This is a genomic window from Roseateles sp., assembly GCF_965229315.1.
Taxonomy (GTDB): Bacteria; Pseudomonadota; Gammaproteobacteria; order Burkholderiales; family Burkholderiaceae_C; genus Pelomonas.
The window spans coordinates 785,759-798,200 of sequence record NZ_CBDDJA010000001.1; the positions used below are offsets into that span (position 1 = coordinate 785,759).

Here is a 12,442-nt window from a genome sequence, read left to right on the forward strand (position 1 = left end):
CGCGACAGCCTGGAGCAGGCTGCACGCCCGCTACGATCACCGCTCCGAAGATCCTTTGGGACGGTACGACGAGATGGGGGAAGTGACGCTGTTGATCGGACGTGCCCGCGACGGCGACCGCGAGGCCTTCGACCGGATCTTCGAGCTGCTCTATCCCGAGCTTCGGCGGGTCGCCCACCGGCGCCTGGCGCGCAGCTCCCGCGACGGTGTGATGGAGACCACCGCGCTGGTCAACGAGTGCTATCTCAAGTTCCTCAAGCGCGAGGCGCTGACCCCGGCGGACCGCGCCCACTTCCTGGCCTACTCGGCGACGGTGATGCGCTCGATCATCGTCGACGCCGCACGCCTGGCGAAGACGGACCGCCGCGGCGGCGACGCGGAGCAGGTCACGCTCGATTCCGAGCTCATCGGCGCACTGCCGGCTGCGTCCGACGAAATCCTGGACATCCACGCCGCGCTGCAGGATCTCAGCCGCATCGATGCGCGGCTCGGGCAGGTGGTGGAGATGCGCTACTTCGGCGGCCTGGACGATGCCGAGATCGCCGAGGCCCTGGGCCTGTCGACACGTACCGTGCGACGCGACTGGGACAAGGCGCGGCTGCTGCTGGCCCACGCGCTTCGCAGTTGACGCCCCGTTCTCGATTCGAAGGCGCAGCGTGACGCGGCTCGCCGAAATCTCCGGGCAGTGGCCTGCGCTCAGCGTGCTGCTCGATGAAGCGCTCAGCCTGCCGGCGTCCGAGCACCAGACCTGGCTGGACAGCCTTGGCGGCGAGCACGCCGTGCACCGCGAGGCGCTGCGTGCGCTGCTGACGCACCGCCACGGCGTCGAGACCGACGACTTTCTAGGCCGGCTGCCCAAGCTGGACATCGATGCGGCGCAGCCGCCAGCCGATGGCTTGGTGCCGGGCAGCCTCGTCGGCGCGTACCGGCTGATCGCGGAGATCGGGCGCGGCGGCATGGGCACCGTGTGGCTGGCCGAGCGCTCGGACGGCTTGATGAAGCGCCGCGTGGCGCTGAAGCTGCCGCGCGTGGCCTGGGGCGACGCCTTTGCCGAGCGCCTCGGCCGCGAGCGGGACATCCTGGCGACCCTCGAACACCAGCACATCGCGCGGCTGTACGACGCCGGGGTCGATGCCCAGGGGCGCCCGTTCCTGGCCATGGAGCATGTCGAGGGCCAGTCCATCGACGCCTGGTGCCGCGCGCATGCGCCCAGCGTGCGCGAACGCATCGCCCTCCTGCTGCAAGTGATGGCCGCGGTGGCGCATGCGCACGCGCGGCTGGTCGTGCACCGCGACCTGAAGCCCGGCAACATCCTTGTCACGCCGGCGGGCGAGGTGCGGCTGCTGGACTTCGGCATCGCCAAGCTGATGGAGTCGGGCCGCACGCGCGACACGGCGCTGACCGAGCTGGCGGGCCGCGCGCTCACGCTCGACTACGCCAGCCCCGAGCAGATCCGCGGCGAGCCGCTGGGCACGGCCAGCGACATCTACAGCATGGCCGTGGTGGCCTACGAGGTGCTGGCCGGTGTGCGGCCGTACCGGTTGAAGCGGGCCAGCGCCGCCGATCTGGAGGAGGCCATCGCCACCGTCGAGCCGCCGCTGGCGAGCCGCAGCGCGGCGGACCCGCGCGTGGCGCGGCAGTTGCGGGGCGACCTCGACGCCATCCTGAACCAGGCCCTGAAGAAGACGCCGGCCGAACGCTATCCGACGATGGACGCGTTCGCGCAGGATCTGCAGCGTCATCTGCAGGGCGAGCCGGTCCAGGCACGGCCCGACGGCTGGCGCTACCGCGCCGCCAAGTTCGTGCGCCGATACCGCCTGCAGGTGGCGGCGGGTGCGGCGGTCACGGTCGCGCTCGTCGCGGGCACGTCGGTCGCGTTGTGGCAGGCGCGCGAGGCCGGGCTGTCGGCGCAGCGGGCGCAGGCCGAAGCCGCCAGGGCGCGGGTCGAGGCCGCAACGGCCAAGGCGGTGCAGGGGTTCATCGAGTCGGTCTTCACCGCCAACAGCAAGTACCAGCCGGACCCGAAGAAGGCGGGCGAGACGACCGCGCGGACGCTGCTCGACCGCGGCGTCGAGCGCATCGCCACGGACCTGGCGTCCGAGCCGGAGGCGCAGCTGCGCCTGTACGACCTGCTGGCCGAGATGTATGGCGGCATGTGGCAGTTCGAGCAGTCCCTGGCGCTGTTTCGCCGTGCGCTCGACCTGGCCACGCGGCTCCACGGCCCGGGCAGCGACGCCGCGTTGCGCGCGTCGGCCGCCGTCGGCCACACGCTCGACGACCTGGGACAGCGGGACGAGGCCCTGGCTGTCCTGCTCAAGGCTGACGCCGCAGCCAGCCGCCGTGCCGTCGACCGCGACCTGGTGCGCATGCAGATCGACGCGGAACTCGCGCGCCTGTACATCCGCACCGACCTGCCCAAGGCCCTGGTTCGCGCGCGCAGCGCGGCCACCATCTCGCGGGCGCTGGGGCCGTCGCCGGAGGGCATCGACGCGCTGCAAATCCTCGGCGAGGTGAGCAGCACCGCAGAGCAGCCCGAGGAAGCGCGCGATGCACTCGTCGAGGCGCTCGCCTGGTCGGACCGGTTCGATGCCAAGGGCGTGCAAGGCATTCTCCTGACCGAGCTGGGCAAGGCGCAGGAACGGCTCGGCCAGCTCGAAGCGGCCGCAGCCACGCTGGCGCGCGCCGTGGCGCTGTCCGAGCAACTCGGCGATACGGCCGTGCTGCACGACGCGCGCTTCGTGCTCGCGAGGTTCCAGCTCCGCAACGGCCTGCTGCGCGACTTCCTGCGCACGGCTGGCCCGGAAATGGACTGGGCGCGCGCGCAACGGCACTATGCCCAAGCGCGCCACCTGCCCGCCCTGGTGATGGCCAACTACGGCCGGGCGCTGGTGGCCTATGGTGATGCGACTCGCGGACTGAGCGCGATCGATCAGGCACGCGCGCTGCTGCCCCCGGAAACGACGCCGAGCCTGCACGGGCAATTCATCATGGCCCGCGCGAGCGCGCTGGTCGCGCTGAACCGTCTCCCCGAGGCCGGCGCCGACATCGAGCGCGCCGCCGTCATGTTGGCCGGCCGGGGCGAGCGCGTCGCCGAGGAAGGTCGGGTGATACGGCGTCGCTACCTGGTGGCGGCGGGCAAGGCGGGCGAGGCCTTGCAGGACTTCCAGGCCCACCCGCCGCCCGCCGCCGCGCCCGGCACCAAGCCCAATCCCTTGCTGTTGCTGCCGCGCAGGATCGAGGAGGCAACGCTGCTGCTCGCCGCCGGCCAGGCCGGCGCGGCGCACGCGGCAGCCGCTGGCGCGCTGGCCTTGATCGACGACCTGCCCGAACGCCGGTTCGCGGGCGACGCCGAGGCCCGCCTGACCGCCGTGCTGGGCGAGTCGCTGCTGCGCGACGGCCGCGCTGCTGAAGCGCTGCCCGTGCTGCAGAAGTCGCTCGCGCTCCACCTGGAGCAATACGACCCCCACAGCCCGGCGGTCGCTGACACGCGGCGCGCGCTGGCCAAGGCAAGGCGCAGCGTCGACCGGTGAGGGCCCCGCAGGCCTGCCGCTGCCGGCAGGCGCTTGAAGCCAGCCACAGGCTGCCCCGCTAGCGTCAGCCCTGGCGCGGCTGGGGCCGCGGCCCGTGGCGCAGCGTCAGCAGCGTGCCCAGCGTCACCGTCGCCAGCGCGAACGCCGGGCCGCCCAGGGCGCCCATGCGGTCCACCAGCAGGCCGCCGCCGATGGCGATGGCGATCTGGAAGCCCGCCACCATCAGCCCGCCCGCGCCTTCGGCCTGGTCCGGCGCGGCGCGCACGATCCAGGTCTGGAAGCCCACCGGGAACGCGCCGAACGCGAAGCCCCACAGCGTGACCGCCACCGCCGTGACGACGGGCGAGCTGCCCGCCACCAGCAGGCAGCCCGCCAGCGCGGCGATCAGCACGCCGCCGCAGACGATGGCCTGCCGCTCGCTGCGCCCCGCGACCCAGCCACCGGCCAGGTTGCCGAAGAAGCCGCCGATGCCGTAGGCCAGCAGCACGCCCGACACCGCGCCCACGGACAGGTGCGCCACCTGCTCCATCAGCGGCCGGATGTAGGTGAAGCCGGCGAAGTGCCCGGAGATGACCAGCAGCACCGCCAGCAGCGCCACGCGAACGGGCGGGCGGCGCAGCAGCTCGCCCAGCACACGCAGGCTGGGGTTGTCGCGCGGCGGCAGCGCCGGCAGCGTCACCGCCTGCACGGCCAGCGTGACGAGGCTGACCACGCCCGCGGCGATGAACGCGCTGCGCCAGCCCCAGGCCGCGCCCATCCACGCGCCCACCGGCGCCGCGCAGACGGTGGCCACCGACACGCCGGTCAGGATCAGTGACATGGCCCGCGCGAACAGCCGCTCGGGCACCAGCCGCATCGCCAGCGCGGCCGACATCGACCAGAACCCGCCCAGCGCGATGCCCAGCATCACGCGCGCCACCAGCAGCACCGGCAGGCTGCTGGCCGTTGCCGCCAGCGCGTTGGACGCCACCAGCAGCAGGCTCAGCGCCAGCATCACCACGCGGCGGTCCAGCCGGCGCGTCAGCAGCGGCAGCGACGGCGCCGCAACCGCGCCCACCAGCGCCGTCGCCGTGACGGCCTGGCCGGCCGCGCCGTTGCTGACGCCCAGGTCGGCGCCCATCGCGGTCAGCAGGCTGGCCGGCAGGAACTCGGCCATCACCAGGCCGAACACGCCCAGCGTCAGCGAGGCGACGGCGGGCCAGTTGGCGTGGTCAGTCGTGGCAGGGGCCGCGACGGCGGCGGGGGCGCTGGGCGCGGCGGCTGCGCCCACGGCAGTGGGGCAGGTGGAACAGGACGAGGAGGACAACAGCAAACCCCTTGGAGGAACGGAAGCGGATGCTAGGCATAGCATCCCGGCGTTTCCATGCCGGAAGAACCGAAATGATTGACGATTTGTCCAGAGGCCCGCGGCCGCCATCGCCGCTGCGTCCCGAATCGGGCGACGCCCTGACCGAGATCCTGCTCGGGCTGCGTCTGGACGGTGTCGAGTACGGCCGCTGCGTGATGCGCCGGCCCTGGGCCGTGGCCTTCCCGGCACAGCGCTCGGCGCGCTTTCACTTCGTCGGCAGCGGCGGCTGCTGGCTGCGCACCGCCTCGCGCGACTGGGTGCGCCTGACGACCGGCGACGCCGTGCTGCTGCCGCACGGCAGCTTCCACGTGCTGGCCAGCGACCCCGGCGTGCCCGCGGTGGACGCCGGCACGCTGGCGCGCGTGCCCGTGTCCGACAACATCTACCTCGTCGGCGGCGGCGCCTGTGCGGCCGGCCCCGCCGAGCGGGACGTGGGCGATGGCGCCGAGCCCGCCGACGTGATGTTCAGCGGCGCGCTGCGCTTCAACCTGGACCCGCTGCACCCGCTGATCGCGATGATGCCGCCGCTGATGCTGGCCGGCGACCTGGCCCGCCGCGACGCCACCGTGCCGGCGCTGGTGGACGCGATGGAGCGCGAGGTGGCGCTGGACCGCATCGGCGCCTGCGGCATCCTCGCCCGGCTGGCCGACGCGCTGGCCGCCAGCATCATCCGCGCCTGGGTGGAGTGCGGCTGCGGCAGCGCCACCGGCTGGGTGGCCGCCGTGCGCTGCCCGCGCATCGGCAAGGTCATCGCCGCCATCCACGCCCAGCCCGAAGGCGACTGGAGCGTGCTCCGCCTGGCCGGCCTGATGGGTGCGTCGCGCTCCAGCTTCTCGGACGCCTTCACCCGCACCATGGGCGAGAGCCCGGCCCGCTACGTCGCCAAGGTCAAGATGTTCCAGGCCCGCCGCTGGATCGCCCAGGACGGCATGCGCGTCGCCGTGGCGGCCGACCGGCTGGGCTACGAGTCGGAGGCGTCGTTCAGCCGGGCGTTCAAGCGGGTGATCGGGCATGCGCCCAGTGCGGCGCGGGGTGGGTGAGGCTTCGCGGCCATCGCCGGACATTCGACGGGCATCGTCATTCGGCAGCCGCGGACTCGTTCTCTGCGTGCCGGTCAGGCTCCGTGGAGCGGAGGATTTCGTTCAGCACGGACGTGGCGTACGTGCCGGCGGGCAACGAGAACGTGAGCACCAGCTGATCGGCTTGCGGCCATGCCCATGCCATGTCCACCGGCTGGGCCACCAGGGCGCGGCGCTCCTGGTCCAGGCCGGCGTGTTCCATGCCGTCGCACAAGGTGGCGTGCCGTCCAGCCACGCCGTTCTCCAGGGCCTGCGCCTGGTCGGTGGTGCTCACGCGGCCCCGTCCCCACAGCGGCCCGGTGGGCCGGCCCGCCGCGTCCATCACGTCGCCAGGCAGGGTCTGGCCCCAGAGTCCCTGCTGGATGCGCAGTGCCAGCACCTCATTGAAGACGAAGGAGCGCACGGCCGACAGGTAGATGCCCTTCTTCTTTGGGTTGCGCACGCGGATTTCGCGCGCCAGCATGGCCCGGCCCTGTTCGACGTTGCCGCCCTCAAAGCCGAAACGCTGGGCGCCGAAGTAGTTGGGCACGCCCTGCGACGCCACGGCCTTGAGATTGGCCTCGATGGCCTTCATCGCTTCAGGGTCGCCGGTCACATCACGCAGCACGATGCGGAACCGGTTGCCCTGCAGATCACCGGGGCGCAGCTTCTTCACGTGGCGGCTCTGGCTCAGCACCTTGAATTCCGGGTGTTGGAGCCCGGTCAGGTCGGGCGTCTCACCTTTCCCCTTCCCGATCGGCAGATAGATGCTGAACCACTGCCGGGTGATGGCGTAGCGGTCCTTGAGGCCGGCATAGCCCACGTCCCATTCGTTCACGCCAGCGGCATCGGCCAGCTGCTGGGCGACGAAGGCGGTGTTGGCGCCGTTCTTCTCGATGTCCAGCCAGAGGTGTTCGCCCTCGCCGCAGGGCAGCTGCAGCGGCAGTTCGGTCACGATGAAATCCTCGTTGAGGCCTTTCAGCGTGGCGCTGGCGCCGCTGGCCGGATAAGCGTTGGGCCAGGGCGGCAGGGTTGTGTATCGAGCGTCGGTCATGAGCAGTCTGGCGGCACCGGCCGTGGGCAGGGACAGGCTGTCCAGCCGACCAGGCGCGGTGCAAACCGCGATTCTCGCCCTGCCGGCATGCCTGGACGAGCGTCAACCGAGGCGACGTCAATCGCAACCGTCGCGCGCTGCGACAGCCGGTTACTGCGGGCGTTGAAGCGCACCATTCACTCACCATGCCTGTTACCTCACCCGCCGCATTCAGTTGCCAAAGCAATTGTTCGCTTTGGCTTTGGAGATGCCATCGATCCGAGCGGCGAATTCCAAATTCGGCGTTGGGTGGGATTGGCCGGTATGCGCTTCAACCCATTGCTGCAGCGGACGGCGACGCCGCCCGCTGAGCGCGAACGTGAGAGCGGCGCGTCAGACAATGTTGAGGACTGAAATTGAGCTCTCGCTATTGGCGGTTATGGCCGCTCCCACCGCCGTCGAACAAGCGCAACCGCGAGAACGCCTCGGCAATCGGCTATCTTGAGAACCCTCTCCACATTTCCCTTCAAGCGCCGACGCATGCAAGCGACTTCGATGATGGTTCGAAACAGGCGGTGGTTTAACCACTTCTTATGGCCCGCCGCGCTTTTGGTCGCGGGCTGCACGGGCGAGTATGTCCCGGCGAAAGATCTGGAGGCGGAGATCGATGAGGTTGCTGCAACGTTGATCAAGCAGCCGTTGCTCCACTCGACCTCAATCGGAGTAGTCTATCGGGGCAAGGAATTCATCCGTCATCGCGGCGACATGGAAGCCGGAAAGCCAAGCCCTCCGACCGATGTGACCCTCTACGAAATCGGCTCGTTGAGCAAAACCCTGGCGGGAACCCTGATGGCGAATGCCGTCCTGGAGCGCAAGCTGGGTCTGGACGACGATATCCGGATATATCTGCACGAGGCCTATCCGAACCTGCAGTACCAGGGCGATCCCATTCGCATCCGTCACCTGCTGTCGCATACGAGCGGTCTGCCGAACATGTTGCCGGAACGCGCGAACACGGTGCTCGCGGACTTCACCGATCAGCGTACGCCCCGCGAACTCAATGCCATTTACACGCGCTACGGCAAGGCTGATTTCTTCAGGGACCTGCACGCTGTCGAGATTCGCCGGGCGCCCGGAAAGGATTACGCCTACGCCAGTTCCGGAACGGAACTGGCGGCGCATATTCTTGAAACGGTTTATAAGAGCGACTACGAGTCGCTGTTACGCGGATTCTTTCGCGATGCTGCGGCGATGACTGGCATCAGAATCAGGCTGAGTGACGCCGAGGCGGCCCGGCTTGCGGTCGGCTATCACAGCGACAACGCGGTACCGACCACGCCGATGCCGCAGTTGCCCTGGGGCGCTTCCGGGAACGTGAAGGCGACAGCCCCGGAAATGGTGAAGTACCTTAAATTCCAGTTGGCCGGCGGACCCGTCGTGACGGAATCGCGTCGCACCCTCGTCGAATTCGATCCCGAGTTCAGCATCGGCTACTTCTGGAACATCGTCGACGGCGACCGCTTGAAGGGCATTTACTATGCTCATCATGGTGGCGTGCCCCGCTCGCAGTGCTATATCTATATCATGCCGAAGTACGACCTTGGCATATTCGTCATCACCAACCAGAGTGGCGATCAAACTGCGCGCGCCATGGAGGCGGCGATCAGTACGCTGGTCGAGAGAATTGCCGCGCGAGAAAATGGCGCTGGCCAGGGCCTGTCCCGATAGCGTTAACGGGCCCTGCTCTCTTTCCTGTTTGGCGGGTGCATTCTGGCGGCCGTCATATTCGGCGCGGCTTAACTCCGGCATTGAACGACAGCTCCCGGGCGTCGAGTTCGATGGAGCGCAAGACCGCAACCGCTGCAAAGCAGACACTCAACGCGATCATTGAAACGCATCGCCCAAACAAAAAGGCCCACCGCTTTTGCCGTGGGCCTTTCGCTGATCAGGAACCTGATTCTCAGAACGGGATATCGTCATCCATGTCGTCGAACCCCGTCGCCGCCTTCGGCGCCGGAGCGGGTGCACGCGGCGCCGGGGGGCGGGCCGCGGCCGGACGCGCGGCCGGGCGGGCGCCGCCCTCGTCGTCGCCACGGCTGTAGCCGCCACCGCCACCACCACCGCCGGCAGCACCCGAGCCACGGCTGTAGCCACCGCCGCCCTCGTCACCACCGCCGCCGTCACGGCCGCCCAGCAGCTGCATTTCCTGGGCAATGATTTCGGTGGTGTAGGTGTCGCGGCCTTCCTTGTCCTGCCATTTGCGGGTCTTCAGGCGGCCTTCGACGTACAGCGGGCGGCCCTTCTTGACGTACTCGCCGACGATCTCGGCCAGGCGGTCGTTGAAGACGACGCGGTGCCATTCGGTCTCTTCCTGGCGCTCGCCGGTCTCGCGGTTCTTCCAGTTGCGGGTGGTGGCCAGGCTGAGCGTGACCCAGGCGCCGCCGCTGGGGTTGTAGCGGAGCTCGGGGTCTTTGCCGACGTTGCCGATGATGATGACTTTGTTGACGCTGGCCATGACGCTCGTCCGGATTCGATGGGGAAGGGAGCGAATTATGCCGATGCCCCCGCGGGCGCTCGTCAGCAACACCCCGGAGACCGCATCCCGCACCCCGGTGCCCGCACTTCGTCTCCCCGCCCCGGCACCGGCCTGGCCGCCTCCCTAAGATGAAGCCATGACCACCCCCGGCCCACGCTCCGGCAAACGCCACCCGCAACTGCGGATGTGGCTGGCCTATGCCGGCTGCTGCGCGCTGGCCTGGTGCCTGTTCGTGCTGGCGGGCAGCGAGTTCGACCGGGGCCTGGACCCGTTCTGGCTGGCCGTCTATCAGGCCACCACCATGCTGTGGGCGCCGATGCTGCTGGGCGTCGCCGTGTGGCCGATGGCGCGCCGGCTGCACGGCTCCGACGCCGGCCCGGCGGCCACGGCGCTGGCCCATGTGCTGGCGGCGCTGGGCTTCGCGGCGCTGTGGCAGGCGGGGGAGTTCGCCGTGAACGCCGCGTTGTTCGGCACCGACCACGCCGGCGCCGTGCTGCTGGCCGGGCTGCTGTGGCGCTCGGTGTGGGGCGTGGTGGTCTACATCACCATCGCCACCGCCTTCATGGCTGTGCTGCAGGCGCGTGCGGCGCGCGCCGCGGCCGTGCATGCGGCGCAGGCCGAGAGCGCGCTGGCCAAGGCCGAGCTGTCGGCCATCAGCGGCAAACTGAACCCGCATTTCCTGTTCAACACGCTCAATTCGCTGATCGCGCTGACCCGCAAGGACCCCGCCGCCGCGGAGGATGCGCTGCTGAAGTTCGCATCCATGCTGCGCTACGTGCTGGACACCAAGCGCGGCGCCGAAGACCGCGTGATGCTGTCCGACGAGGTCGATTTCCTGCGCGACTACCTGGCACTGGAATCGCTGCGGCTGGGCACGCGGCTGCGCGTGGACTGGGACCTGGAGGAACGCGTCATGGCCGACGAGCTGCCGCCGCTGACACTGCAGCCGCTGGTGGAGAACTCCATCCTGCACGCCGTGGCACCGCGCAAGGGCGGCGGCCGCGTGACCATCACCGCGCGCCGCAACGCGCTGAACCACGGGCTGGACCTGGCCGTGGCCGACGACGGCCCGGGGTGTGAGCCCGAGGCGCTGGAGCCGCAACCTGGCCAGCGCCGCGGCGTGGGCCTGGCGGCGCTGCGCAAGCGCTTCGCGCTGGACTACGACGGACAGGCGCGCCTGCGCATCCACACGGCTCCTGGCGCGGGGTTTCGCGTCGACCTCTTCATACCGCAGACATGAACACCATCACCACCACGTGGCAGCGGGCCGAGCGCCGGGCCGCCCCAAGCCGGCCCGCCATCCCCTCGGGGGATCGGGCGGCGTACTCGACGACCGAGGGACTGACATGACCACCGTTCTCATCGCCGAAGACGAACCCCTGGCCGCCGAGGCGCTGGCCGACTGGGTCAAGGCCACGCCGGGCCTGCAGCTCGTGGCCGTCTGCGAAGACGGCGAGGACGCGCTGGCGCAGATCCGCACGCTCAAGCCGGCGCTGGTGCTGACCGACATCCAGATGCCTGGGCTGACCGGGCTGCAGGTGGTGCAGGCGCTGCAGGGCGACGCTCATCAGCCGCGCATCATCTTCACGACGGCCTACGACCAGCACGCGCTGACGGCTTTCGAGCTGCACGCGGTGGACTACCTGCTCAAGCCGTTCTCGCGCGAGCGCTTCGACGAGGCGGTGGCCCATGTGATGCGCGACGCGGCGCCCAGCCCGGCGGACGTGGCCCAGATGACGGCCTCGCTGAGCGCGCCGGCCGACGCGCCGCTGACGCGCCTGCTGGTGCGCGACCAGGGCAAGATCTTTCCGCTGCAGGTGGACGCCATCGAGTGCCTGCGCTCGGACAACAAGTACACCGCCATTGCCAGCCGCGGCCGCAGCTTCCTCGTGCGCCTGCCCATCGCCGATTTCGAGTCGCGGCTGGACCCGGCGCGCTTCCTGCGCGTGCAGCGCGGCTGCATCGTCAACCTGGACTTCGTCGAGAGCATGACGCCGGACGAGAACTCGCAGCTCGTCGTGCAGTTGCGCGACGGCACGCGCATCACGGCCAACCGCGAGGTGTCCAAGATGCTGAGGGAGCAGTCGCTGTGACCGCCATCCAACGCCTGCTGCCCCTGGCGCTGCTGCTGGCCGCCGGCCTGGGCCAGGCGCAGCCCCACCCCTACCCGCAGCCCAGCCCGCCGCCCGCCGCCGTGGCGCCTGTCGCACCTGTCGCGCCGACCGCCCCGACCGCCGTCCCTGCTGCGCCGGCCGCGCCCGCGGCGCCAGCGGCTCCGGCCGAGCCTGGCCGGCTGTACACGCCGGGCACGTTCGACCGGCTGGAGCTGGCCGGCGCGGCCCGCGTGCTGCTGGTGCAGGGCGAGCGCGACCAGGTCTTCGTGGCCGGTGACGCCGACGTGCAGAAGGGCGTGGAGGTGGAGCTGTCCGGCCGCCAGCTCGTCATCCGCCCGGCCGGCGGCTGGAAGTTCTGGCACACCAACAAGGTCTTCGTGCAGGTGGAGATGCGCCAGCTGAAGGCCTTGTCGCTGACCGGCGCCAGCGACGTGCATGCGCCGGGCCCGCTGAAGGTGGACCAGTTGCGCCTGAACATCAGCGGTGCCGGCCTTGCGCGGTTGGACCAGCTGGACGCCCGCCAACTCAACTTCGTCATCTCCGGTGCGGGCGACGGCCAGCTCGGCGGCCGGGTGGACGAGATGGCGCTGCAGATCTCCGGCAAGGGCAAGGTCATCGCCGACCGGCTGCAGGCGCAGCGCGCACGCGTCAGCGTCAGCGGCATCGGCAACGTGGTGCTGTGGGTGACGGACGACCTGACGGCCAACATCTCCGGCGTCGGCTCGGTGGACTATTTCGGCAGCCCCAACGTGCAGCGCTCGGTGTCGGGCATGGGCTCGATCAGCGCCAAGGGCGACAGGAAGCCGTAACGCGCCTGTCCCCC

General features: G+C 70.2%; 11 protein-coding genes. 8 read left to right on the forward strand and 3 right to left on the reverse strand.

The window, feature by feature from the left end; translation table 11 throughout:
* Positions 1–82 precede the first annotated feature (82 nt).
* Together ACO07H_RS03680 and ACO07H_RS03685 are read left to right on the forward strand one after the other, a co-directional pair.
* A complete protein-coding gene (locus ACO07H_RS03680; protein WP_422011226.1) occupies positions 83–628 on the forward strand; it encodes an ECF-type sigma factor in 546 nt (181 codons plus the stop codon).
* 28 nt (positions 629–656) lie between these two features.
* On the forward strand, positions 657–3,530 hold the full coding sequence (locus tag ACO07H_RS03685) for a serine/threonine-protein kinase (protein ID WP_422011228.1): 2,874 nt from the start codon (positions 657–659) through the stop codon (positions 3,528–3,530).
* A gap of 64 nt (positions 3,531–3,594) precedes the next feature.
* Here the strand turns inward: ACO07H_RS03685 and ACO07H_RS03690 are convergent, their stop codons facing one another.
* Positions 3,595–4,836 (reverse strand): MFS transporter, encoded by a 1,242-nt coding sequence (locus ACO07H_RS03690; RefSeq protein ID WP_422011230.1) that lies wholly within the window; start codon positions 4,834–4,836, stop codon positions 3,595–3,597.
* Between the two features lie 74 nt (positions 4,837–4,910).
* Between ACO07H_RS03690 and ACO07H_RS03695 the strand changes: the two genes are divergently transcribed.
* Positions 4,911–5,918 (forward strand): AraC family transcriptional regulator, encoded by a 1,008-nt coding sequence (locus ACO07H_RS03695; protein WP_422011232.1) that lies wholly within the window; start codon positions 4,911–4,913, stop codon positions 5,916–5,918.
* Positions 5,919–5,955: 37 nt separating this feature from the next.
* Here ACO07H_RS03695 and truD read toward each other — a convergent pair whose 3' ends face one another.
* Positions 5,956–6,990, reverse strand: a complete 1,035-nt coding sequence (gene truD, locus ACO07H_RS03700; RefSeq protein ID WP_422011234.1) for a tRNA pseudouridine(13) synthase TruD — start codon at positions 6,988–6,990, stop codon at positions 5,956–5,958.
* A 162-nt stretch (positions 6,991–7,152) separates the two neighbouring features.
* Here truD and ACO07H_RS03705 point away from each other — a divergent pair, with 162 nt between their 5' ends.
* Both ACO07H_RS03705 and ACO07H_RS03710 read left to right on the forward strand, forming a co-directional pair.
* Complete coding sequence (locus ACO07H_RS03705; protein ID WP_422011236.1) at positions 7,153–7,383, forward strand: hypothetical protein; 231 nt, start codon at positions 7,153–7,155, stop codon at positions 7,381–7,383.
* 126 nt (positions 7,384–7,509) lie between these two features.
* Positions 7,510–8,697 carry a serine hydrolase domain-containing protein gene (locus tag ACO07H_RS03710; protein ID WP_422011238.1) on the forward strand — a complete coding sequence of 396 codons (1,188 nt, stop codon included), beginning with the start codon at positions 7,510–7,512 and terminating at the stop codon, positions 8,695–8,697.
* A 232-nt stretch (positions 8,698–8,929) separates the two neighbouring features.
* Here ACO07H_RS03710 and ssb read toward each other — a convergent pair whose 3' ends face one another.
* Positions 8,930–9,484 carry a single-stranded DNA-binding protein gene (gene ssb, locus ACO07H_RS03715; RefSeq protein WP_422011240.1) on the reverse strand — a complete coding sequence of 185 codons (555 nt, stop codon included), beginning with the start codon at positions 9,482–9,484 and terminating at the stop codon, positions 8,930–8,932.
* Between the two features lie 157 nt (positions 9,485–9,641).
* Between ssb and ACO07H_RS03720 the strand changes: the two genes are divergently transcribed.
* The 3 genes from ACO07H_RS03720 (at position 9,642) to ACO07H_RS03730 (ending at position 12,428) form a co-directional block, all read left to right on the forward strand.
* Entirely contained in the window at positions 9,642–10,745 is a 1,104-nt protein-coding gene (locus tag ACO07H_RS03720) for a sensor histidine kinase (protein ID WP_422011242.1), read from the forward strand.
* A gap of 106 nt (positions 10,746–10,851) precedes the next feature.
* On the forward strand, positions 10,852–11,598 hold the full coding sequence (locus ACO07H_RS03725; protein WP_422011244.1) for a LytR/AlgR family response regulator transcription factor: 747 nt from the start codon (positions 10,852–10,854) through the stop codon (positions 11,596–11,598).
* Complete coding sequence (locus ACO07H_RS03730; protein ID WP_422011246.1) at positions 11,595–12,428, forward strand: head GIN domain-containing protein; 834 nt, start codon at positions 11,595–11,597, stop codon at positions 12,426–12,428. Before ACO07H_RS03725 ends, ACO07H_RS03730 begins: the two co-directional genes overlap by 4 nt.
* Positions 12,429–12,442 lie beyond the last annotated feature (14 nt).

Bases quoted from the DNA above. Each gene is read 5' to 3' on its own strand.
- ACO07H_RS03695 (WP_422011232.1), top strand. From the start codon at position 4,911: ATGATTGACGATTTGTCCAGAGGCCCGCGGCCGCCATCGCCGCTGCGT.
- ACO07H_RS03710 (WP_422011238.1), top strand. From the start codon at position 7,510: ATGCAAGCGACTTCGATGATGGTTCGAAACAGGCGGTGGTTTAACCAC.
- ACO07H_RS03720 (WP_422011242.1), top strand. From the start codon at position 9,642: ATGACCACCCCCGGCCCACGCTCCGGCAAACGCCACCCGCAACTGCGG.
- truD (WP_422011234.1), bottom strand. From the start codon at position 6,990: ATGACCGACGCTCGATACACAACCCTGCCGCCCTGGCCCAACGCTTAT.
- ssb (WP_422011240.1), bottom strand. From the start codon at position 9,484: ATGGCCAGCGTCAACAAAGTCATCATCATCGGCAACGTCGGCAAAGAC.
- ACO07H_RS03725 (WP_422011244.1), top strand. From the start codon at position 10,852: ATGACCACCGTTCTCATCGCCGAAGACGAACCCCTGGCCGCCGAGGCG.